This is a genomic window from Malaciobacter marinus (assembly GCF_003544855.1).
Classification (GTDB): Bacteria; Campylobacterota; Campylobacteria; order Campylobacterales; family Arcobacteraceae; genus Malaciobacter; species Malaciobacter marinus.
In genome coordinates, this window is record NZ_CP032101.1 from 2,159,027 (window position 1) to 2,183,421 (window position 24,395).

Annotated in this window: 23 protein-coding genes; 8 read left to right on the top strand and 15 right to left on the bottom strand. The window is 25.9% G+C overall.

Going from position 1 to position 24,395, the window contains the following annotated elements; translation table 11 throughout:
• Positions 1 to 10 precede the first annotated feature (10 nt).
• The 4 genes from AMRN_RS10490 to AMRN_RS10505 all read left to right on the top strand — a co-directional run bounded on the left by AMRN_RS10490 (position 11) and on the right by AMRN_RS10505 (position 4,723).
• On the top strand, positions 11 to 1,189 hold the full coding sequence (locus AMRN_RS10490) for a peptidoglycan DD-metalloendopeptidase family protein (protein WP_099309954.1): 1,179 nt from the start codon (positions 11 to 13) through the stop codon (positions 1,187 to 1,189).
• A 16-nt stretch (positions 1,190 to 1,205) separates the two neighbouring features.
• The gene (gene mgtE / locus AMRN_RS10495) at positions 1,206 to 2,558 is read left to right on the top strand and encodes a magnesium transporter (protein WP_099309953.1); all 1,353 of its coding nucleotides are present in this window, start codon (positions 1,206 to 1,208) and stop codon (positions 2,556 to 2,558) included.
• A 38-nt stretch (positions 2,559 to 2,596) separates the two neighbouring features.
• The gene (locus tag AMRN_RS10500) at positions 2,597 to 2,941 is read left to right on the top strand and encodes a MerR family transcriptional regulator (protein WP_099309952.1); all 345 of its coding nucleotides are present in this window, start codon (positions 2,597 to 2,599) and stop codon (positions 2,939 to 2,941) included.
• Between the two features lie 195 nt (positions 2,942 to 3,136).
• The gene (locus AMRN_RS10505; RefSeq protein WP_099309951.1) at positions 3,137 to 4,723 is read left to right on the top strand and encodes a BCCT family transporter; all 1,587 of its coding nucleotides are present in this window, start codon (positions 3,137 to 3,139) and stop codon (positions 4,721 to 4,723) included.
• A 24-nt stretch (positions 4,724 to 4,747) separates the two neighbouring features.
• On the opposite strand, the gene folE is transcribed toward AMRN_RS10505, so the two are convergent.
• The 7 genes from folE to AMRN_RS10540 are packed head-to-tail and all read right to left on the bottom strand — an operon-like array spanning position 4,748 to position 11,599.
• Positions 4,748 to 5,320: a GTP cyclohydrolase I FolE gene (gene folE / locus AMRN_RS10510; RefSeq protein WP_079579029.1), complete on the bottom strand. Its 573-nt coding sequence runs from the start codon at positions 5,318 to 5,320 to the stop codon at positions 4,748 to 4,750.
• 9 nt (positions 5,321 to 5,329) lie between these two features.
• Entirely contained in the window at positions 5,330 to 6,511 is a 1,182-nt protein-coding gene (locus tag AMRN_RS10515) for a type II secretion system F family protein (protein ID WP_099309950.1), read from the bottom strand.
• Positions 6,501 to 7,880 (bottom strand): GspE/PulE family protein, encoded by a 1,380-nt coding sequence (locus tag AMRN_RS10520; RefSeq protein ID WP_099309949.1) that lies wholly within the window; start codon positions 7,878 to 7,880, stop codon positions 6,501 to 6,503. The genes AMRN_RS10515 and AMRN_RS10520 overlap by 11 nt, the downstream gene beginning before the upstream one ends.
• Positions 7,873 to 8,457, bottom strand: a complete 585-nt coding sequence (locus tag AMRN_RS10525) for a hypothetical protein (RefSeq protein WP_118897438.1) — start codon at positions 8,455 to 8,457, stop codon at positions 7,873 to 7,875. The genes AMRN_RS10520 and AMRN_RS10525 overlap by 8 nt, the downstream gene beginning before the upstream one ends.
• Positions 8,423 to 9,253 (bottom strand): hypothetical protein, encoded by an 831-nt coding sequence (locus tag AMRN_RS10530; protein ID WP_118897440.1) that lies wholly within the window; start codon positions 9,251 to 9,253, stop codon positions 8,423 to 8,425. The genes AMRN_RS10525 and AMRN_RS10530 overlap by 35 nt, the downstream gene beginning before the upstream one ends.
• 29 nt (positions 9,254 to 9,282) lie before the next feature.
• Complete coding sequence (locus AMRN_RS10535; protein ID WP_228150789.1) at positions 9,283 to 10,662, bottom strand: cryptochrome/photolyase family protein; 1,380 nt, start codon at positions 10,660 to 10,662, stop codon at positions 9,283 to 9,285.
• A complete protein-coding gene (locus tag AMRN_RS10540) occupies positions 10,652 to 11,599 on the bottom strand; it encodes a YbgA family protein (RefSeq protein WP_099310335.1) in 948 nt (315 codons plus the stop codon). Before AMRN_RS10540 ends, AMRN_RS10535 begins: the two co-directional genes overlap by 11 nt.
• Positions 11,600 to 11,943: 344 nt before the next feature.
• Here AMRN_RS10540 and AMRN_RS10545 point away from each other — a divergent pair, with 344 nt between their 5' ends.
• Positions 11,944 to 12,258 carry a DUF485 domain-containing protein gene (locus AMRN_RS10545; RefSeq protein ID WP_099310336.1) on the top strand — a complete coding sequence of 105 codons (315 nt, stop codon included), beginning with the start codon at positions 11,944 to 11,946 and terminating at the stop codon, positions 12,256 to 12,258.
• Complete coding sequence (locus AMRN_RS10550; RefSeq protein ID WP_099310337.1) at positions 12,258 to 13,907, top strand: cation acetate symporter; 1,650 nt, start codon at positions 12,258 to 12,260, stop codon at positions 13,905 to 13,907. Before AMRN_RS10545 ends, AMRN_RS10550 begins: the two co-directional genes overlap by 1 nt.
• A gap of 32 nt (positions 13,908 to 13,939) precedes the next feature.
• Here the strand turns inward: AMRN_RS10550 and thiD are convergent, their stop codons facing one another.
• The 8 genes from thiD to AMRN_RS10590 all read right to left on the bottom strand — a co-directional run bounded on the left by thiD (position 13,940) and on the right by AMRN_RS10590 (position 21,593).
• Positions 13,940 to 14,704, bottom strand: a complete 765-nt coding sequence (gene thiD, locus AMRN_RS10555; RefSeq protein WP_099310338.1) for a bifunctional hydroxymethylpyrimidine kinase/phosphomethylpyrimidine kinase — start codon at positions 14,702 to 14,704, stop codon at positions 13,940 to 13,942.
• A 9-nt stretch (positions 14,705 to 14,713) separates the two neighbouring features.
• On the bottom strand, positions 14,714 to 15,406 hold the full coding sequence (locus tag AMRN_RS10560) for a LytR/AlgR family response regulator transcription factor (RefSeq protein ID WP_099310339.1): 693 nt from the start codon (positions 15,404 to 15,406) through the stop codon (positions 14,714 to 14,716).
• Positions 15,384 to 16,409, bottom strand: coding sequence for a sensor histidine kinase (locus tag AMRN_RS10565; RefSeq protein ID WP_099310340.1), 1,026 nt, complete (start codon positions 16,407 to 16,409; stop codon positions 15,384 to 15,386). The genes AMRN_RS10560 and AMRN_RS10565 overlap by 23 nt, the downstream gene beginning before the upstream one ends.
• On the bottom strand, positions 16,397 to 17,800 hold the full coding sequence (locus tag AMRN_RS10570) for a phytoene desaturase family protein (protein WP_099310341.1): 1,404 nt from the start codon (positions 17,798 to 17,800) through the stop codon (positions 16,397 to 16,399). The genes AMRN_RS10565 and AMRN_RS10570 overlap by 13 nt, the downstream gene beginning before the upstream one ends.
• Position 17,801: 1 nt before the next feature.
• Complete coding sequence (hemH, locus tag AMRN_RS10575) at positions 17,802 to 18,731, bottom strand: ferrochelatase (RefSeq protein ID WP_099310342.1); 930 nt, start codon at positions 18,729 to 18,731, stop codon at positions 17,802 to 17,804.
• 138 nt (positions 18,732 to 18,869) lie between these two features.
• Complete coding sequence (locus AMRN_RS10580; RefSeq protein ID WP_099310343.1) at positions 18,870 to 19,073, bottom strand: hypothetical protein; 204 nt, start codon at positions 19,071 to 19,073, stop codon at positions 18,870 to 18,872.
• 145 nt (positions 19,074 to 19,218) lie between these two features.
• Positions 19,219 to 20,103, bottom strand: a complete 885-nt coding sequence (gene era / locus AMRN_RS10585) for a GTPase Era (protein WP_099310344.1) — start codon at positions 20,101 to 20,103, stop codon at positions 19,219 to 19,221.
• Between the two features lie 104 nt (positions 20,104 to 20,207).
• The gene (locus tag AMRN_RS10590) at positions 20,208 to 21,593 is read right to left on the bottom strand and encodes a YifB family Mg chelatase-like AAA ATPase (RefSeq protein WP_099310345.1); all 1,386 of its coding nucleotides are present in this window, start codon (positions 21,591 to 21,593) and stop codon (positions 20,208 to 20,210) included.
• 146 nt (positions 21,594 to 21,739) lie between these two features.
• Here AMRN_RS10590 and AMRN_RS10595 point away from each other — a divergent pair, with 146 nt between their 5' ends.
• Together AMRN_RS10595 and AMRN_RS10600 are read left to right on the top strand one after the other, a co-directional pair.
• Complete coding sequence (locus AMRN_RS10595) at positions 21,740 to 22,456, top strand: TnsA endonuclease N-terminal domain-containing protein (RefSeq protein ID WP_099310346.1); 717 nt, start codon at positions 21,740 to 21,742, stop codon at positions 22,454 to 22,456.
• The gene (locus tag AMRN_RS10600; RefSeq protein ID WP_099310347.1) at positions 22,453 to 24,387 is read left to right on the top strand and encodes a Mu transposase C-terminal domain-containing protein; all 1,935 of its coding nucleotides are present in this window, start codon (positions 22,453 to 22,455) and stop codon (positions 24,385 to 24,387) included. Before AMRN_RS10595 ends, AMRN_RS10600 begins: the two co-directional genes overlap by 4 nt.
• Positions 24,388 to 24,395 lie beyond the last annotated feature (8 nt).

Sequence of the window (24,395 nt, forward strand, 5' to 3'; positions counted from 1 at the left end):
AAGTAGTCTCATGAAAATAATATTTACATTAATCATATTTTTAACATCTGTTTTTGGATTACAAGTTCAAGAATTAACATGGCCAAAAGGTGAAAGTTTTTTAACCTTTCTAGATAAGTATAATATCTCTCAAAATCTCTATTTTAGTTTAGAAAAAGAAGATAAAGAGCTTTGTTCAGAAATTATTGCAGGTATTGATTATAACCTAATGTTAAATGAAGATGGTAGCTTAAAGCAAGTTTTAATACCAGTTTCAGAAGAGATGCAACTACATATTTATGAAGCAAAAAAAGGTAAATATATATTTGAAGCAATACCAATTGCATATGAAGAAATTGATGAAACAATAGCAATTGAAATTCAAAGATCACCATTTAAAGATATATTTGATGCAACAGAAAACTTAGCCTTAGCAAATGAAGTTATGAGAGTTTATGGAAGAAGTGTTAACTTTAGAGGTATTCAAAAAGGTGATTTTGTAGCACTAAAATATAAACAAAAAGTTAGAATGGGTAAATACTTTGGAAACCCTGAATTAATTGCTGCTATGGTAGAAGTAAACGGAAAAAGAAATTATAGATTAAAAAATAGACACAATGAAAAATATTATGATGAAAAAGGAAATGGTTACTCAAAAACTTATTTTTTCCAAATTCCTTTAACTTACAAAAGAATTTCAAGCCAATTTACAAGAAAAAGATGGCACCCTGTATTAAAAAGATATAGAGCCCATCTAGGAACAGATTTTGCAGCCCCTAGAGGAAGAAGAATATATGCAGCTGGTGATGGAAAAGTTATCTTTAAAGGAAGAAGAGGAGGATATGGTAATACCATAATCATAAGACACTCAAATGGATATAGAACACTTTATGCTCACCAAAGTAGATTTAAAAGTGGTCTTAGAGTTGGAAGTTATGTAAGAAAAGGTACTCACATAGGATATGTAGGAAGTACAGGTCTTAGTTCTGGACCTCACTTGCACCTTGGATTATATAAAAATGGAAGAGCTATTAATCCTTTAAAAGTAATAACAAGAGGAAAAGAAGTAAAGCTTTCAGGAAAACAAAAAGCAACATTTATAGCAAATACAAAAGATTATGTTCAAGAGCTTGATTTAGTAGTTAGTGACCAAAATAGAGAACTTCCTACAAAATTTGCAAGAAAAGAGAGTTATACAGTGTTACAATAAAACTCAAGGAGTTTAAATGCAAAATGATAATATTATAAAAGACCCAAATGAGCTTTTAGAAAAAATAGATAATCTGCACCCCTCAGATATTGCTTACTCATTGAGAAAAATTGAAAATGAAAGTATAGAAGACTTTTTTTATATTTTAAAAACTATCCCAGATGAACTTTTAGGGGAAGTTCTTTTAGAACTTCCTGATAATCTACGAGACTCTGCTTATGAAGAGTTATCAATCCAAAGACTTACAGATGCTGTTGATTTACTTGAATCAGATGATGCAACAGATATTATCCAAGAAATAGAAGAGATTGATAAACAAAAAGCAAAAGATATCTATGAGGGATTAGAAGAAGAAGATAAAAAAGATATTGAATGGCTTAAAAGATATGAAGAGGATGAAGCTGGTGCATATATGCAAACTGAGCTATTCTCTGCAAAATTAAGTGAAACTATTGGAGAATCAATAAACAGACTTAAAAATGCAAAAGCAAATGATGAATTAGTAAATATTCATCAAGTTTTTGTAGTAAATGATGAAAAGTCACTTATAGCTTCAGTTTCACTTGAAGATTTAATAATCTTTGATTTTGATAAAACCTATGAAGATATTTTAAATGAAGCAGATGAGTATAAATATAGACCCTTTAAAGTAAGTGACAATACACATATTGATGAAGTTGCAAAACATTTTGAACAGTATGATTTAAATGTTGTTGCTGTTGTTGGTTATCAAGATATGCTAATGGGAAGAATTACAAGTGATGATATTTTAGATGTAATTGAACAAAATGCAACAGAACAAATGTATCAATTAGCAGGTGTACATGAAGATTTTGAACATGAAGACAATCTTATTACTACTGCAAAAAAAAGAGCAATTTGGTTATTTTTAAACTTAGGAACAGCGATTTTAGCTTCACTAGTTATTGGTTTATTTGATCAAACAATACAAGCATATGTTGCATTGGCAATTTTGATGCCAATTGTAGCATCAATGGGTGGAAATGCAGGAACACAAACATTAGCTGTTATGGTAAGACAATTAGCACTTGGAGATATTGAACTTGAAAATGCAAAAAATGCAGTAAGAAAAGAAGTATTTATCTCTTTAGTTAATGGTGTGCTATTTGCTATAATTATGGGATTTATTGCATGGCTTTGGTTTGATGAGAAACTTCTTGGCTTGGTTATTGCTTTATCTATGGTAATTAATCTTTTTAGTGCAGGTTTTTTTGGAGCTTCAATTCCCTTATTATTAAAAAAATTCAATATTGATCCAGCTGTTGGAAGCACAGTTTTACTTACTACAGTTACTGATATAGTGGGCTTCTTTAGTTTCTTAATGTTAGCTAAAGTAATTCTTTTATAAAATGCCCAAAATTAAAACTGGTAAAGGAAAATTTAAGGATGGCTTTATTGAATAATGAAAAGTGTATTTTACCTTTAAGTAGTATAGCAGAACTACTAACTACAAAATCAAGAACTTTAAAAATGTATGAAGAAAAAGGATTATTTCCTAAAAAACAGAATCAAACAAAGAAACTTTACTCAATTACTGATGTTAGATTTATTGCATTTGTACATTATCTTGCAAGTGTAAAAAAAATAAATGCAAATGGAATAAAGTATATTCTAGAAATGCTTCATACTAATATGGATGAGAAAAATAGAAATGAATTTTTAGATATAGTTGAAAGTAAATTAGAAAAGATATCAACAAATGACGTAGAAGATATTGATAATTTCAAATAACTAGTATATTTTATAAATAAAAAAAGGGGAACAAGAGTATATTTCTTGTTCCCCTTTTTTATTTTTAAGTTATATTCTCACATTGTTTAAATAATAAGCTTTTAAGCTATTTTACTATATTTTACTACTAATATGTAATTAATGTACATACAAATTGTTTTTTTATTACATAAAATATGTAACAATAGGAGTAACATGAGTAAAAAATATTCAACTGACTATGAGATAGGTCAGGACAACTTACAAAAATTCGGATTAGACATTCATAATCCTGTATTTATAATAAGTGCTTTAATTGTTTTAGCATTTGTTATAGTTACTGCAATTTTCCCATCAACAGCAAATGAAACATTAGATGGTGCAAAATGGTGGGCAATTAATAATTTTGATTGGTTATTTATGTCTTCAAGTAATATCTTTGTTATATTTTGTCTATTTCTTATTTTTTTACCAGTAGGTAAAATAAGAATTGGTGGAGAAAATGCAAAACCTGATTTTTCTAAAATGTCTTGGTTCTCAATGCTATTTGCAGCAGGAATGGGTATAGGATTGATGTATTGGTCTGTTGCTGAACCAGTAGCATATTATACAGATTGGTGGCATACACCTTTAAATGTTGAAGCCAATACACCTCAAGCAAGAGAATTAGCAATGGGTGCTACAATGTTTCACTGGGGATTACATCCTTGGGCAATTTATGCAATTGTTGGCTTATCATTGGCTTTCTTTTCATATAGCAAAAAATTACCACTTACTATGAGATCAGCTTTTTATCCAATTTTAGGTGATAAAATTTGGGGTTGGCCAGGTCATGTAATTGATATTTTAGCAGTATTTGCAACTATATTTGGACTTGCAACTTCTTTAGGACTTGGAGCACAACAAGTGGCATCTGGATTGCACTTTTTATTTGATGTTTCAAATGGAGTTGGCACACAAATCATTATTATTGTGTGTATTACAGCTATTGCAATTGTATCTGTTGTAAGAGGTTTAGAAGGTGGTGTTAAAATATTAAGTAATTTAAATATCATTTTGGCTTTTTTATTGATTATGTTTTTAATCATTGTTGGTCCAACAATTGGCATCTTCAATGGTTTTTTAGATACAGTTGGCGCTTATGCTATAAATATGCTTGATTTAGCTAATTTTGTAGGAAGAGAAGATCAAGAATGGTTTCATGGCTGGACAATATTTTATTGGGCATGGTGGATTGCATGGTCACCTTTTGTTGGTATGTTTATAGCAAGAGTTTCAAAAGGTAGAACAGTAAGAGAGTTTATTATTGCTGTTTTATTAATCCCAACACTAATTACAGCTGTTTGGATGAGTGCTTTTGGAACAACTGGAATTGATCAAGTAATAAATGAAACAGGTGCTTTAGCAAATGGACTAACAAATAAGTCATTGGCAATGTTTCAAATGTTAGAAAATCTTCCTTTATCTTCAATTACTTCATTTTTAGCAATATTTTTAGTAATTGTGTTTTTTGTAACATCTTCTGATTCAGGTTCATTAGTAATTGATAGTATCACAGCAGGTGGAAAACTAGATGCTCCAACAACACAAAGAGTTTTTTGGGCAGTTGTTGAAGGTGCGGTTGCTATATCACTTTTATATATGGGTGGAAAAGAAGCATTATCAGCACTTCAAGCAGGTTCAATTACCACAGCATTACCATTTACAATTATCTTATTAGTTATGTGTTTTAGTCTTTATAAAGGATTAAATAGCGAATTAAAACATCTTGATTCATTAAAAGAACAAGAAAAAGGTAAATAAAAAAGTAAAGTAGCAATTGCTACTTTACTTTTGCAAAGAAGAAGAAACGATAGTTAAAAATTCATCTTTTGTTTTTTTATTTTGTTTAAACAAACCTCTAAGCGCTGAAGTAACAGTAGTAGAGCATATTTTTTCAACACCTCTCATCTCCATACACATATGTCTTGCATCAATCATAACAGCAACACCTTTTGGTTTTAAAGTATCATTTAATGCATCACAAATTTGTTCAGTCATTTGTTCTTGAATTTGTAATCTTCTAGCAAATACATTTACAACTCTTGGTATTTTACTAAGACCTACAACTTTTCCATTTGGGATATATGCAACATGAGCTTTCCCAATAATTGGTAACATATGATGTTCACATTGACTATAAAATTCAATATCTTTAATAACAACCATTTCATCATTTGTACTTGTAAATAGTGCAGATTTCAAGATATCTTCTGGATTCTCTTTATATCCACCACAAATAAATTCAAAAGCTTTTCTAACTCTACTTGGAGTTTTTTCTAAACCTTCTCGTGTCACATCTTCACCAATGTACTCTAAAATATTTCGTATTGAGTCTTCAAACTCTTGTTCTTTACCCATTTTTTTCCTTTAAAACTTTATCATATCACTCATACTCCACATTGGAATAAATATTGCATATATAATCCAAAGAATCAATCCCATTATTAATAAAAATACAATAGGTTGAATCCAAAAAGAGAGTGACTTTACTTTATTTTCAAAACTTATTTTATAAACTTTTTCTATTTCAAAAGTGACTTTTGATAAATTATTTGATTTTTCTCCTGTATTAATTAAATTTAACACAAAACCATCAAATAAATTTGTAATCTCAAAAGCAAAAGATATACTTTTACCACTTTTTATCAAAGTTTCAATGAGCGATATTTTATCTAAAAGATATTTGTTTTTAATTAAATAACGAAGACTACTTAAAGTATCAAAAAACTCATAATTTGCTTTTTGTAAAATATTCAAAATTATAAATATTTTATAAAGTTCAAATTCTAAAACTATTTTGCTAAACAAAGGTATCTTAGTAATTACTATTTTAGACACTACATATTTAAAGTTATCACTTGTTTTATAAAAAATATATAAAGATAAAAGAATCATTGAAAAAAATAATATTATATAAAAAATGTACATATGTAAAAACTCTTTTAAGGCATAAAGTAAAACAGTTGCATTATTTGCTTTTATTGCACTACTATTAATCAAAGGTTCAAAAGCAGGTAATACAAAATAAAATATTGCTAGTATAGAAAATATCAAGGTTAATAACAATACAAAAGGGTAAAAAAAAGCTTTTTTAAAACTATTTTTTACTTCTAATTGAAACTTCAAAAGTTTACTCAAAGCTTTTATAGCTAGGTTTAAATCACCATTTTTATTTACAATCTTAAAAAAACTTTTAACAATATAATCAACTTTAAATTTTTGTTCATCATAATTTAAGCCTTTTGCATTTTTAATATTATTTGACAAATCTTTTAAAAACTCTTTATGTTTTTTATTTTTTCTATTATTTCTTAAAATATTTAAAGAAGTTGTAACATCAATATTAGAGTCCAACATCAAATCAAGTTCATAAAAAATTTGATATATCTCTTTTGTATCAAAACTATATTTAGTTTTTTTAAACTTTGTTTTTACTTCTTTTTTTATTTTTATTGTATTTTTAGGTAGTTGAATATCATCTAAACTATCACAAATTATAATTTTAGAACAAAGTCTTGAGTTTTCTTGGTAATATACTTTATATTTCATCTTCAAAGCCTAGTACTTTATAAACCTCATCTAAAGTTGTTAAACCTTTTTTCACTTTATTTTTTGCATCAAAATATATATCTTCATAATCTTTAGAATCTAAATATGTTTTATACTCACAGTTTGAACTATTTTTTGCAATTAGTGAGCTCATCTTTTCATCTATTTTTATATGTTCACAAATAGCAGTTCTTCCTTGATATTTTGTATAATTACAGTTTTTACATCCTTTAAAACCACAATCTGGACAAACTTTCAAAACAAGTCTTTGATAAAAAATCGATTTTAAAGTTGAAGATAATAAATAACTTTGCGAATTCAAATCAAGAAGTCTGCTTATTGAGTTTAATGCACTATTTGAATGTATTGTTGATAAAACCAAATGACCAGTTAATGAAGCTTGAATAGCTATTTGCAAGGATAACTTATCTCTAATTTCTCCAATAAATATAATATCAGGATCTTGCCTTAATATATTTTTTAAAACTGATGAGAAACTAACATCTAATTTATCATTTACATTTATTTGCGTTATTCCATCAAGTTTATATTCAACAGGATCTTCTACTGTGATAATTTTTTTGTTATCTAAATCAAAACTTTTTAATATTGAATACAGTGTAGTTGTTTTTCCACTTCCTGTTGGTCCACAAACTAAAACTAAACCTTGTGTTAAATTAGATATATTACTCAAAGAGTTATAAATTGATTTAGAAAACTCTAAATATTTTAAATCTTTTTTTATACTTTTATTATCTAAAATTCTAAGAACAATTGATTCACCTGATATAGTTGGTAAAATCGAGACTCTAAAATCATAACTATTTTCATTTAATTTTTCATTTATTCTTCCATCTAAAGCTTTTCTATATTGAGTAATATCCAACTTTGCTTTTAACTTTATAATTGAGCTAATTACTTTATAAAAAACCAACTCAAAACTAATTATATGTTTTAGCTTTCCATCAATTCTAAACCTTATAAAAAGATGTTTTTCATTTGTTTCAATATGTATATCACTTGCTCTTTTTTCAATACTAAATTCAAGTAAGAGTTTAAAAAATTTATCTATATGATTTTGGGAATTCTCTTTTAGATTTTCTAAACTTTTTTTATATAATAAATACAATTCATATCTTGTATCAAAATCACTTAAATAAAAAAGTACCTCTTCTTCTTTGATATTTATAAAACTTGTCAAATTAAAAAAACATTTTTTCGCAAAAGTTATATCACTTTTTTTACAAACTGCACAGTAAGAATATACATCATCTTCATAAATAGGCAATATTAAACTCTTTTGCAAAGCATTTATATCAAACTTTTTAATTAACTCATAATCAATAACAAACTCTTTAATTTTATTCACTACTAATCCTTTTTTCCCATTTATTATCTATTAACACATAATCAAAGACAATTGAGTCTATGTTTTTTACTAAATAATCACCTTTGTTTTTTAAAAATTTCAATTCATTTTCTTTGATAATATCTTTATTGATAAATTCATAATTTTTTGAAAGTTCAACAAAAAAATGCCCTCTTACAATATTTGATTTATTCTTTATTATTAGATTCTTTATATTTGTGTTTGAACTTATTGTTTCAATAAATTGTGTTGTATAAATTAGTTTTAGCAGTGAAGTCTCTATTTTGAACTCTATGTTATTTTGTTTTTTAATTAAAGAGTTTATTTTTATTTTCTCTTTTTCAAAATAATTACTAAGCAATAAAAAGAGTTTTTCTTCATTTATTTTCTTCTCTTTTATTTTTACTACTAAAGAACTATTGGCATTTTTAAATTCTTTGTTTTTATTAAAATTCTCAACTAAAAATATTATTATTAGAGTGAAAAATATTGGTAATAAAAATAGTTCTATTTTATTTAAAAGAGTAAACTTTTTTATTTTCTTATCTATTTTCTTGTATAAATAACTTTGCTTCATATTTATTACTTTGTTTGTTATGTTCTAAAAAATTCACCTTAGCACCTATTTTTTTAGAAAAATTTTCTATATTTACTACTTTATTAGAAGTTACAAGTAAGTCTATTTTATTTTCTTTTATAACTAAATTTTTAAACTTTAGATTATATGTAAAGGAGTTATTTAAAATATCAATTAACTTTTTTGTTTTTAAATCTTTTTTTTCTTTAGTGAGTAAGACTTTATTTTTTTCACTATCCTTTGTTTTATTTTGAGTATAAAAATAGTAATTTGATAAAAAAATCATACAAAAAATACAATTTAACATAAAAGCATAAAGATAGTTGTTTGAAGAAAAATCAATTATATTATATTTATTTTTCTGACTTTTACCTATAAGTTTTTCAAAGCTTTTATTATCAAGGTTCATTATAGTTGAGATTTCAATATTGAGTTTATTTTTTATTAGCTGTATTATTTCATTTTCACTTAGTTTATATTTTAAATTCAAAAAGTAGTAGAGTTTTTTATTTTTTAAAAGTATTAAATAAGAATCATAAAAAAGTAAAGTATATAAGCCATCACCATTTATATTATCTAAAAAGAGTAAAACAAAATCATTTTTTTCAAATACAAAAACTTGATAAGAGTTTAGTTGTTCTACATAACTATAATAAATATACTTATGTTTATAAGATATATTCTTTAATTGCAAATTTGAACAAATAAACTCTTTGATATATTTATCATCTATTTGCTCATTTACATGTATTAAAATAGTAAAAAAGTAATTATTTAAAATGCTAAACTTTTCCATAAAGAAAGTTTAGCATAAAAATAATAAAATTAATTATTTATAAACTTTTTTGCTTCACTTAAAAAATGTTCCCTTGCAAATTTATGTTTTATTATAGGTTTTGTATATCCTTTTATAGTATTTGAAAAAAGAAAATCTTCATCATGAATATCTTTTGCTTTTATATTATTTAAAACTTTTAAATGCTTTTTGATATACAATGCATCTTTATCGAACTTTTTTGCTTGTAAATATGGATTAAAAACTCTAAAATATGGTTGTGCATCTATTCCTGTACTTGAACTCCACTGCCAAGAAAGTATATTTGAAGCTGCATCGTAATCCATAAGGTGTTTTGCAAAAAAAGCTTCTCCTTTTTGCCATGGAAGCATTAGATGTTTACAAAAAAATGAAGCTACAATCATACGTACTCTATTGTGCATATACCCAGTAGTAAGTAATTCACTAACACCCGCATCAATAATAGGAACTCCTGTTTTTGCACTTATAAATTTTTCATAATAGTCTTTCTTGAAACTATAAGGAGCATAGCTTCTAAAATCTTGGGTATGAAGTTTAGGAAAGTGATATAAAAGTGAAGCATAAAAATCTCTAAAAACAAGTTGTCTAAAAAATCCTTCTGTATCAAAACCTTGTTTTTTTAAAGTTATTAACTCTCTTAATATACTTCTTATGCTTATTGTTCCAAATCTTAGATCAACACTTAAATTAGAAGTTGCATCTTCGTTTAAATAATCTCTTAAATCTTTATAGCTTATAAGTTTAGATTTTAATTGTTTTAATTTTTTTAAAGGTGATTCGTATTTTATACTATTTTGTTTAAATCCAATTGTATCAATACTAAGTGTTTTTTGAACAAGCTTATTTTCTTTAAACTCATTTATATAATCAAAAAATTCAAAATTACTTAATTTATTTGTTTCAAGTTCATATTTTAAAGAGTGCTCTTTTGTATAAACTTGTTTTGCTTCTTTATAATATGGAGAAAAGACAACATAAGGTGAAGAATCTTTTTTCAAAATCTCCCTTGGTTCATAAATATAACAATCATATAAAGGTATAAAATTAATTATTTTAGATACTTCTTCATCTCTTTTTCTGGCATATTTGTCATAATCAACACTTGCGTAAACTTCATCATAAGCTTTTGATTTTAAATACTTAAATACATCAATAACATCTGCATAAAATATTGCTAAATCTAAATCATATTTTTTTAACTCATCTTTTAATTGTATTACTTTTTTAAAAATATAATCAACTCTTTTATCATCACTACTTAGTTCAAGCAAAATCTCTTTATCAAAAATAAATATAGGCAAAACTTCATTTGCTTTTATTGATAAAAGCATAGAGTCATCAACTCTTAAATCTCTCCTAAACCATAAAACTGTTTTTTTATTTTCCACTATTAATATCACTTCTCAATGCTAATTTATCAGGATAAGGATGTAAAAACTTTTGTTTTAACAAAAACTCTTTTTCATACTTTACACTAAACATTTTAATAAGTGCAATTACTGTAATTAAAGGAATAATTTTTTCTTTGTATTGAGCTATTAAATCTTTTAATTCTATTTTTTCTTGTGAAGTTAAATCTTTTTTAAAAAATCCAACCATATGTTCTAAAACATTTACTGTTTTACTTATTTTACTCTTAGTTGCAATAGTTTGTTTAAATAACTCTTTATATTCACCCATTACCTCTTGTAAACTCTTTTTTTCATGATTTGCCACTATATTTCCAAGTTCTCTATATAAAACTTCATTTTTTGATTGGAGTAAATATTTATAAGATGTATGAAATTCAACTAATTCTTTAAACTTTGTAATATCTTTACTTAACTCTTCCACATCACTATATGCAAAAATTTGCATAATAAAGTTTTCTCTTAACCAAGCATCATTAAGTCTTGCTTCTTCTTCTATTGGAAGATATTTAAACTTCTCTTTACACATAGCAGCAAATACACCATCTTTTTTACCTTGAGGCATTCCATTTTCATAATATTTTGTACTACCTAATCCACAGCTTGGAGATTTTGATTTTAATATTATTCCACAGATTTCTTGTTTTTTGAGGTTATCTATCTCTTTTTTCGAAGCTTCTAATACTTTAGTTGTAACATCTTCTTTTGAAAAAACTGTTTTAAGTTCTAAATCTTTTTCTTTTTCACTAATTATTCTAATTGTCTCTCTTGGTGTTCCCATTGCTAAATGTTCAGGACAAAAAGACACAAACTGTGCATATTCAGATAGTGTTTTAAGAACAAATTTATTCATTTGATTTGAACCATCATATCGTACATTATTTCCCAATAAACAACTTGATACAGCTAATAACATAAATAATCCTCAATTTAATTTCATTTTTTAATTATATCATCAATAGTTGTTCTTTAATACACAAAATATGTTCATTGATGACAACTTTTTACTATATGTTTTTATTATAATTTATATAATAAAGGATAATAAGTAAGCTTTTTGATACTATATGTAACACAATATAGGTAATTTTATTTAAAAAAACTTATAAAAATATATTAATAAAATTAATTAAGACTATTGGATAATTTTAATGTGTAGAATTCACACTCCCAACAAATTTACATATTTTATACATAATTTATAGTTTCATTTTGAAACATTAAAATTAAAAATGTGTAAATATAAACAGGAGAGAGAGGATGAACGAAAAATTAGTAGAAAAGATAGAAAACCATCCACAATACCAAGAACTTGTTAATAAAAGAAGAAGTTTTAGTATTAGGCTTGGAGTTTTTGTTTTAGTTATGTTTTATGCATATATCTTAACAATTGCATTTAACAAAGAGATTTTGGCTACGAAAATAGGCGATGGATTAACAACAATAGCTTTTCCAATAGCCCTAGCAATTTTAGTAATTAGTTTTATAACTACAATTATTTACGTAATAAGAGCTAATGGTGAGTTTGAAGACTTAATCAATAAAGTAAAAGATGATGTAAAGGATGAGTTATAATGATTAGATTACTAGCATTACTTTCAATCTTTTGTGTTTCAGTTTTTGCAGCGGGAGATGCAAACTTTGAGGCAACTAAAAGAGATTTAAATATTCCAGCCATTATTATGTTTTTTATATTTATTGTAGGAACATTAGGTATTACATACTGGGCGGCAAAAAAAACAAAATCTGCAAGTGATTTTTATACAGCTGGTGGTGGAATTAGCGGATTCCAAAATGGTATGGCAATTGCTGGAGATTATATGTCAGCAGCAGCATTTTTAGGTGTTTCTGGACTTATTTACTTAAAAGGTTATGATGGAGTTATTTATGCTGTTTCATTTTTAGTTGGTTGGCCAATTATTCTATTTTTTATGGCAGAAAAATTAAGAAACTTAGGAAAATTTACATTTGCAGATATTGCTGCTTATAGGCTAGGACAAAAAGAGATTAGAACTTTGGCTGCTTTTGGTTCTCTTTCTGTTGTGATTTTATATCTTATTGCTCAAATGGTGGGGGCAGGAAAACTTATACAAGTTCTATTTGGAATGGAGTATGAATTTGCTGTTATTTTAGTTGGTGTTATGATGATAATATATGTTACTTTTGGTGGCATGTTAGCAACGACTTGGGTTCAAATAATAAAAGCATGTCTTTTATTAACAGGTGTATCTTTTATGGCTATTATGGTTTTATATCATTTTGATTTTAATTTTGAAACTTTAGCAGTTAATGCAGTGCAAAATCATAAAGATGGTGAGTCAATTTTAGCTCCTGGTGGATTTATATCTGATCCAATTTCAGCTATCTCACTTGGAATGGCTCTTATGTTAGGTACTGCTGGGCTTCCTCATGTTCTTATGAGATTCTTTACTGTTGGAAATGCAAAAGAGGCTAGAAAGTCTGTTGTTTATGCCACTGGATTTGTTGGTTATTTTTGGATTATTATAACAATTGTTGGATTTGGAGCAATTGCTTTTTTAAATTCAGCAGATGGTGCACAATATTTTGTTGATGGGAAGCTATTTGGTGGAAATAATATGGCATCTATTCATTTATCACATATGCTAGGTGGAAATGCATTTTTAGGATTCATTTCAGCAGTTGCTTTTGCTACTATTTTAGCAGTTGTTTCTGGTCTTACTCTAGCTGGTGCTAGTGCTATTTCACATGATATTTATGCAAATGTTATTAATCCACAAGCAAGTGATGAAAAAGTTGTTAAGATTTCAAAAATAACTGTAATTGCAGTTGGAATAATTGGTGTTATTTTAGGTATTGCATTTGAACAACAAAACATTGCATATATGGTAGGTCTTGCATTTGGTATTGCTGCATCTGCAAATTTTCCAATTTTATTTCTATCAATTTATTGGAGAAAACTTACTACAAGAGGTGCTTTTATTGGAGGATTCATTGGTTTAATTACTGCTGTTGCATTAGTTGTAGTAGGACCAATTGTTTGGGTTCAAATTCTTGGAAATGAAGAGGCTATTTTTCCATATAAACACCCTGCACTATTCTCTGTAACAATTGCATTTATTTCAATTTGGTTTTTTTCAATTACTGATAATTCTCAAAGAGGAAAAGATGAAAAAGAGAAATTTAGAGCTCAAAATATTAGAGCAAATACAGGTTTTGGTGCAAATACAGCTGTTGAGCATTAGAACTTTTCAAAGAGGTTTTAACCTCTTTGAAATTAAACTTTATGATTAATTACCCCAGAGCCTTTACCTAAGTTTGGAGCTTTTAAAATAGCTTCATAAACATACTCTTTTGATACTCTTATTGCTTCTTCCAAATCTTTACCCAATGCTAAATTTGCAGCAATTGAAGAAGATAAAGTACAACCTGTACCATGGACATTTTTTGTTCTAATATATGGAGTATAAAAAGATTTGATATCAGTTTTTGTATATAAATAATCTATACTATATAAAATATCATTTATCTCTTTTTTATGTTTTTTTATTAAAACATTTGTTTTATAATCTCTAATCTTAGCTAAATCATGTTCTTCATTTTCATTGTAATCAAAAAGTTGTTTAGCTTCATATAAATTTGGTGTTATTACTTTTGCGTATTGACAAAAATCTTTTAACTCTTTTATAGCTTCTGTTTCTAATAAAGCTGAACCAGCTTTTGATACAAATACAGGATCTAAAACAATAGGAATATCTAAATCTTTAATTGCATCTTTTACTGTTTTAATTATTTTTTTGTTAAAAAGCATACCTACTTTTATCACTTTAATATCAAAATCATCTAAAATTGAATCAATTTGTGCTTTTACAAATTTGGCATCAACTTCAAAAATATCTTTTACACCTGTTGTATTTTGTGCAGTTAAAACTGTAACAACAGAAGCTCCATAAACACCAAAAGCCTCGAAAGTTTTTAAATCTGCTTGTATTCCTGCTCCGCCACAAGAATCTGAACCTGCAATTGTTAAAACACTTTGCATACTTACTCCTTATTTTTCAATAAACTCTCTAAATTTTTTTGCTCCATCTTTACTTGAAGTAATGCTATCTTTTATATTTGTAAAGAAAAACTCAATCTTACTTTGTTCTTGAGTTTTCATACTTTTTACATAATCAAGGTTTATTATATATGAACGATGTATTCTAAAGAAATTTGATGATTTTAACAAATTTTCCATATCAGATATCTTTTTTGCATAATATGAAAAGCCCTCTTTTGTTCTAAAAATTACTTCATTTAAATCAGCTTGAATATAAACAATATCTTCAGGCTTTAATAAATACGCTTCATCTCCATTTTTAGTTAAGAACTTAGTGCCTTTTTCTTCTTTTTTATAAGAAATTGCTCTATTTATACTTTTTTGTAAATCCTCTTTTGTAAAAGGCTTCAATAAATAATCAATAGCACCAATTTCAAAAGCTTTTAAAGCATGTTCTTCATATGCTGTTTGAAAAATAACAAAAGCTTGAGCATTCAATGCAAATATTTCTTGTGCAAGTTCTAGTCCACTTATTTCAGGCATATTAATATCTAAAATATAAATATCAAAATTATGCTCTTTATCTAAAGAATCAAACTCTTCTTTATTGTTTGCTACTTTATAATCATATTTAAGCTCATCAAGTAATCTAACTAATCTTTTTATTGCTAGTTCTTCATCATCCATTACTAATATTTTCATTGCATCTTCCTATTGTGATTTTATAAGTTGGTATTTGACTATTTTCTAAAGAAATTTTTCCCTTACATAAAATTTGTAATCTCTCTTTTAAGTTTGTAAGGCCTATTCCAAATCTATTTGTGTTTACTGCTTTTCCATTATTTTTTACGTAAATTTCAAAATCTTTTTCATTTTCTTTTGCATAAATATCAATTATTAACTCTTTATTTGATTTATCAAAACCATGTTTTATAGCATTTTCTACAAGTAATTGTATTGAAAATTTTGGAACTTGTCTTTTTAAAAACTCTTTATTTATATCAATATTTAAAACTATTTTATTTGAAAATCTTACATTCTCCAATGCAACATATCTTTTAAGGTTATCTAATTCATCTTTTAAACTATTTAAAGCACTCTCTTTCATACTTTGTCTTAAGAATTTTGAAAGTTGCATCAAATTATCTTCTGCTTTATTAATATCTTCATGAAGCAATTCAACTAGTGAATTTAATGAATTAAATAAAAAATGCGGATTTAGTTGTCTTTGAAGTGATTTTAATCTACTATCTAATAAAAGTCTTTCACTATACTCTTTTTTATTACTCATTTTTACAAATTGATACAAAAGTGCAGCAACAAAATATGTTAAAAATCCTATAAAAAGTGCAAAAATCATATAACTATTTCTAAACTTTTCAAGTAAATAAACATCTAAAATATTACACAAATAATAAGTCAAAAGAGTACCTAAAAAACCTGATAAAAAAGAAAAAATAACAGCTAAGAAAATCCAATATTTTCTTGAAAGTTTTGGCAATATATAATTATTTAAATATGTAATAAATGTCATTGAAAAAATAAAGATATCAAAACCCAATAATGCACCAAAAATAACTGCATTTTTAAGTTCTTCATCAATTAAAAAGTAACTATATACTGATAAAACAATTGAAAAAAATATTGCTATTAAAAAAATAAAAAACCAATCTTTCAATCTTATTTGTAACTCTATATTTTGCATATTAACCTTTGTAAATTTCTAACTCCTAGCATAACTCCTGGCCAACCTTGAGCTGCAAATGTAGTATCACCCACATTGTATAAACCTTTTATTGGAGTATCATTTGATGGAAGTTTATAAACTAAGTTTTCATATTTTACTGCAATTCCACCTAAGCTTGTTCTATTAATATATTTTTTAAATGTTTGAGGAGTTGCTGCAAAACATTTTATAATCTCATCTTCTTGTATATTTAACTTTTCACATACAATTTTTTTAATTATATCTAGTAACTCTTGTTTTTTTTCTTTTGTTTGTGTAGTAAAAAATGCACTATTTGTATGCATAGAAATAGTAACACTTCCTTTCATTTTCTCATCATCATTATTGGAAAAAGAGACAAACATAGAGTTTGAGACTGTGTTTTTTAATCTATTTGGCAAGATAATTTGATAGTGATGGTCAAAAGTTTTATTTGTATCAAGCTTCATATAAACCATAAATGCTGATAGACCAAAATCAAATTTTTTGTATTTATTAATATAATCTTTAATACTTTTATCTTCAAATAAATGAGCACTATCAAAAAGTGAACTATTTAAAACTACATTTTTAAAATGTAAAGACTCATTTTTACTATGAACAATATACCCATTAGTTGTTTTTTCAATATTTTGTATAAACTCATTTGTTCTTACATCATCTATTTTAAAAGCCATTGAATCAAATAGACTTCCCATTCCACCATAAATATAGTAATTATTCATAAACTGATAACCCAAAGCTAAAGCACAAGTTAAAAAGTTTATCTCATTTGTTTTTGCTTGAGATACAATTAATACTTGGTTATTTATATAATCTAAATACTCTTTTGAAATGCCATTAAAAAACTTATCTATAAATTTATCTGCTTTTGTAAATAGAAGCGATGAGAACTCAAAAAAAAGATTTTTAAATGAATATAAAGACTTAGCTTTAGAAAAAAGATTTTTATTTGAGTAATAATAATCATCAATTTGAAAAAATCTATTTGTTATAGAAAAAATCAATTCATAAAACTCCTTATTCTTTTCATGATAAAATACACTATTAATCTCATCAACAAAAGCATCTAGATCTCTTAATCTTCTTATTTTTTTATTTCCAATTAAAACAGTTAAAGATGAGTCAAGTAATTGTTTTTTAAAAGTAACCTCATTCTTTTTAAAAAAATCATATAAAAAAGTTCCATCTTGGTAACCTGCAAAAGTAGTTGCCCCTGCATTATAATAATATTTTCCTCTTTTATAAGTAGAAGAGCATCCACCTAAATATTGTTCTTTTTCAAATAGCGTTACATCAAAATCTTTATTTAATGCTAAAGCAGTAGAAGTTCCACCAATACCTGCTCCAATTACTGCAAAATCTTTCATATTATGTTCCCATCTTATTATATAAATCTTTGATTACTTCACTCATTAGTATATTAGGAGCTTTTGCTACAATATATTCTTTAAATCCTAATTCATATGCTAACTCTTTGTATTCAACATCAAGCTCAAACTCTGTTTCAGAGTTATCAATAGTAAAAGCGATTGGATAAATAATTACCTTTTTCAACTTTAAAGAAGCTAATTTATCTTCTAAGTATGGCTTTATCCATTGCATTGGTCCTACCCTTGATTGATAAGCTAAATGTGTCTTATGAAAATTTATACCTTGTTTTGCTAACTCTTTTCTTGCATAGTAAACATTTTGTTTAATATTTTTTTGATAAATATCTCCATTGTCAATTATTTTTTGAGTTAAACCATGGGCTGAAAAAACAAGTTCATATTCATTTGGATTTTTATCTTTTAATGCTTCTTTGATTCTTTGAACAATGGCTTTATTATAGTTTTCATTTGAGTAGTATTTATGTACAGTTTGGATTTTATTTTCCATTTTATATTTTTTTGCTTCTATAAACAAATCATCAAAAGAAGAAGCAGTTGTTGTAGTTGAATAATGTGGATATAAAGGAATAGCATAAACTTTATCATAATCTTTAATATTTGGTAATACATCTTTTGCAAAAGGAGGTGTATATCTCATCACATAAAAAATATCTGCATCAAGTTCATTATTTAAAATATTTACAAGTTCTTTTGTATAGCCAATTATTGGTGATTTTCCACCTAATTGTTTATAATTATTTCTTGCTTCTTTTAATCTACTTTTTATGATTATAAATGCAATTAATTTTCTAATTAGTTTTGGTGCTGAAATTATTCTTTTATCATTAAACATATTTTTTAAAAAAACTTTTACTTCATCTAAATTATTTGGTCCACCCATATTAAGTAATAGTATGGCTTTTTTCATATTATTTGCTCCACTAATTTTTTACATTATAATCTTAAATAGTGAAGTATTGTAGTTAAAATTTGTTAGTTAATAATATATTTGCTATTAGTTTATTTATTAGTAAAATCAATACCCTTGAGGATATTGATTTTAGTTTTAGTAATCTTCTTCATCATCATAAGTATAATCAGCATCATATGAATCATAATCAACAGTAAAGATCTTAGAGTAACCTAATTTTTCAAGTTCTGCATCAATATTCTTTTCAGAAAGCCTATTTTTAACTTTTTGCATAATTAATTCAATATGCTCTTCTTCTACGTTATTTGCTCTTAATTCATAAATAATTGATAATTGCACGGTTTCCCTCTTAAAGTAAATACACAATCATAACTGCTTTACAGTTTTGTAAAGCGACGTATCTTAAAACTTTAGATACACCAAACGAATAAACTACAAATTATAAAATAAACTTTCTTTAAAAAGCAAGGTAAACTTATACTTTTTATAATGTTACATCATATCCTAGGTCTTTTAGGCCTTTTTTATCTTTTGTCCAATTTTTTCTTATTGAAACAAAAAGTTCTAAATAACACTTTTTACCTGTTAGTTTTTCTATTTTAACTCTAGCATCTTTACCTATTCTTTTAATAGCAGTAGCACCTTTTCCTATAATCATACCTTTTTGAGTACTTTTTTGTACAACTATTGTTGCTTTAATAACATCAATATGATCTTTTTCTTCAACTTTTTCTACAACAACATCTGTTTCATAAGGTATCTCATCAGAGATATTTTCAAAAATTGATTCTCTAATGAACTCTTTAAAGATATCTCTTAAAGTTTCAGTAGTCATTATTTCAGGATCATAAAGATAAGGGTGTTCAGGTAAGTGTTTTACAACCTCATCTAAAATATCTGCATGAGTTGTTGCTTTTTTTATTGATACAGGAATTACAGCTTGATATTTATCACTATGCTTTTCATACTCTTTCATCTTAGCTAAAACTTCATCATTACTTATATTATCAATTTTTGTTAATAAAAGTATATGATTTGTATTTTTCTTATTTTTTTGTAAAAAGTCCTCATAATGAGTAAGTTTATCCGTAACAGGTGCTAAAAATAAAATCAAATCACAATCACCCATAGCCTTTAAAGCTTCATCTAGCATAAATTGATTTAATAGTTTTTCAGTTTCATGAAGTCCTGGTGTATCCACAAATATAATTTGATCATCTTCATGCATAACTATTATATTTGATCTTTTTCTTGTAGCATTAGCTTTGTGTGAAACCATTGCAAGTTTTTCACCAACAAGCCAATTTAATAATGAGCTTTTACCTGCATTTGGTCTTCCAACTACAGATACATAACCGCATTTTGTCATTGATTCTCCTTAAGCTTTAAAAGCTTATTTATTAATTTTGTATAATACCATTTTTGTTATTACAAAGGTGTAAACTAATCATTTTTATATTATGTCTTACTTTGTTATCTTTTTCTATAACTTAATGCTTTCATTAAATCTTCTTTTGTTATATTTTCATTATTATTCAAATCAGCAATTGTTCTTGATACTTTTAAAATCTTGTTAATACTTCTAAAAGATAGTTTATAATTTACTATTGCTTTATTAAGTAATTCATTTGAACTATCATCTAATTTACAAAATTTTTTAATCTCTTTATCACTTAATTTTCCATTTAAATCATTTTGTGCTCTTTGTTTTTGTTTTTTAAATGCACAAATAACCCTTTCATGCAGTTGCATTGAATTATAATAAACTTTTTCATTAACACTTGGTTCATTCATCACTACATATAAATCAATTCTATCTAACAATGGTTCTGAAAGACGGTTTTTATATCTTTGAACTTCTAAATCACTACATCTACAATCTTTGCTAGTTGAAAGTAAGTTTCCACAAGGACAAGGATTCATTGCACTTATAAATAAAAACTTCGTATCATAAAGAACTTTTGAGTTTACTCGACTAATTAAAACTTTAAAATCTTCAAGTGGTTCTCTTAAAGCTTCTAAAGTACTTTTTGAAAAATGAGGAAGTTCATCAAAAAACAATATGCCATTATTTGATAATGCAATCTCTCCAATCTTTGCACTATTTCCACTACCACCTCCAAATATTGAAGATTTTGTTGAGCTATGATGTGGAGCTCTAAAAACTCTTATTGGAGAAAAGTCTATGGGTTTTAAATCAATTGATTGAAGTTTCGCTTTTTCTAGTATCTCTTCTAAACTCATAGGTGGCATAATAAACTTTAATCTTTTACTAATCATACTTTTACCGCAACCAGCACTTCCTTCAAATAGTATATTATGACTTCCAGCAGCTGCAATTAATGAAGCCTCAATAGCATATTTTTGCCCTTTTACTTCATTGAAATCTAGTTCATAATCTTTTAAAAAATAGTATGATTTATTTAAAATAGAAAAACTCTCACACTCAAAATTTGTAGATGTGTATTTAAATTTTTCTTTATTGTCAAACTTAAAAAACTGCATAGCCATATCTAAATTATCTACACAATAGATATTTATATTTGGAATTTTAGAAAGTTTTTTTGCGCTTTCCTTTGATACCAAAACATTTTTTACAAGTTTTTGTTTTGTTAAAGATAAAACTATAGGAAAAATACTACTACTATCTTTTATTTTTCCATCTAAACTTAGCTCTCCAAATACATAAAAATCATTAAACTCAATATTTGTTTCATATAAAGCTATTAAAAGTGCAATTGCCAAATCAAAATGTGTACCACTTTTTTGAATTTCAGAAGGAGATAGATTTATTGTTATTTTTTTTGCAGGAAATTTAAACTCATTTGATAATAAAGCAGACTTTACTCTATCTGACATTTATCTTAAAAAATTGTATAATTTAACCAATATTTCAAAATATTATATAGTTTTTTATCATAGATAAATGTACAATATTTCAAAATACAGTTTATTAGATTTATACTTATCTAAATAAATTGTATAAAATCTAATAAAGGATACTCTTGTTCATCAATAAATCTTCACGAAAAATTCCAAAAAACTATAGAAATATAACAGGTAAAATATCTAGTATGAAAACAAATAAACTTATAAGCTTTGAATCAAAACTTGAAAGAGATTTTTTATATTTATTTGAATATGAAAACTTCATTTTAAATATTATAGAACAACCTATTAAAATTAATTATGTTTTTGAAAATAAAGAATATTCGTATACACCTGACTTCTACTTAGAGACTCCTATAAATCATAAGAATATCATTGTTGAAGTTAAATATTATGATGAGTTAAAAAAACTCTTATCAAATAAAAAAGAAAATGCCAAGTACAAAGCAACAATTAAATATTTAAATAATAAAGATATAGATTTTATATTTTTAACAAACCGTTGTACATATATTAAATCAGATGAATATAAATTTAATATAAACTTTCTTTTAAATTACAATGTAATTGACAAAAAAAACTTTCAAATAATAGTAGATTTATATGTACCTCAAATAACTATACAGGAACTATTGAACTTATATACAAAAGAAAAATTCAAACAACTAGAATTAATTAATACTATTTGGTGCATGATAAGAAGAAAAATACTTACAGTCGATATGTATGAAAAATTAACACTTAATAGCAGACTGTTACAACTTAAAAATTACGATGAAAAAGTCTATCAAGCACATTTACAAGGAAGAGTTTCAGGAGGATATTTATTATGAGTTTAGAAATAAAAGAAGGAACAAAAGTTTATAAATTAAATAAAGAATATATTATTACAAGTATCATTGACTTTAATTATGTTTTTGCAAAAAACACCACAACATATGAAACAGAACGACTAAAAATTAAAGACTTATCATCTACTCTTCTTGAAAAGCAAGAACCTAATATATGTGAAGACTTATCTTTAGTACCTCCCAAAAAGCTTGAAGAGGCAAGAAAAAGATATAATGCAATAAAATCTCTTATTGATGTAAACTCAAGAAAAGAAGTTGAAAAAAGAGCAAAAGATTTAAAAGTTTCACCCACTACTTTATATAATTGGCTACGTGATTATAATTCAACACGACAACTAAGTTCTTTAGTTCAATTAAAAATAAAAGGAGGGAAAGGTAAAAGTCGGCTTACTAAAGAACAAGATGATATCATTGATATTGTTTTAAAGGATTACTATCTTACAAATTTAAAACCAACAGTTGCAAGAACATATGAAGAAGTTGCTATAAAATGTAAAAATGCAAATATTCAAATACCTTCTGAAATCACAGTAAGAAGAAGAGTTAATGCTTTATCTGAAAAACTTGTACTAAAGAGACGTGAAAGCAAAAATGATGCACACACCTTAGAACTCAATCAAAAAGAATATCCAGATGGTTTATATCCATTACACATTTTACAAATAGATCACACATTAGTTGATATTATTTTAGTAGATGATGAATATAGACAAGAGTTAGGAAGACCTTGGATTACAATGGCAATAGATGTTTATTCAAGAATGGTTGCTGGTTTTTATATTTCATTTGAAAGTCCTGGATATTTTGGTACGGGACAAGCATTGTATAATGCAATAATACCCAAAGATTCAATAATAGAAAAATATAATATTAATTCTGAATGGAATGTATGGGGGATACCAACTACTTTGCATATGGATAATGCAAAAGAATTTAGAGGTATTGATTTACAACTTACATGTGAAGAATATGGAATAGATATAATATGGAGACCTGTAGGGAGACCACAATTTGGTGCACATATTGAAAGACTTTTGGGTACATTAAGTAATCATATTCATGCTTTAGATGGTACAACAAAATCAAATATCTTAAAACGTAGAAATTATGATTCACAAAAACATGCAAATATGACACTTGAAGAATTTGAAAAATGGCTAACTATACTAATCACAGAAAAATACCATAAAGACATCCATAGCCAAATCAATATGACACCGATTCAAAAATATCAAGAAGGAATTTTTGGTACTAAATCTCAACCACCCAGAGGATTACCCAAAAGAGTAGAAGATGAACAACTACTGCAAATAAATTTGCTTCCAAAATTTGATAGAACAATTCAAAAATATGGGATACAACTCGATACAATTAATTACTATAGCGAAGTATTAAATATGTGGATTGAATCTTTTGAAATGATACGAGGGAAAAAGCATAAAAAGAAATTTATTATAAGAAGAGATCCTAGAGATATAAGTAAAATTTGGTTTTATGAACCAAATGTAAAAAAATATTATCAAATTCCATATAGAAATCACAGACTACCTAAAACATCAATTTGGGAATTTAATGCTGCACAAAAATATTTAAAAAAAGAAAATAATAAAGAATACAATGAAGATGAGATATTTGAAGCATTAATAAGGCTAAGAGAAATAGCAAATGAATCTAAAATAAAAACAAAAGCTCATAGAAAAAATATTGATAGAATTTCAAAACTTAATAAATTTACTAGTACTAATCTAAATTATGAAAAACCATTAAAAAAAGAAGATGATAAAAATAATATAGAACTCAAGGATGAAGATTGGTTTGATATGGATGAGTTAGTACCATTTGAAGGTATTGATGATAATTCTTTTAACAAAAAAAATCAAGAAATTCAAAAATTAGATGATTCAAACTTTTAAGGACTAGT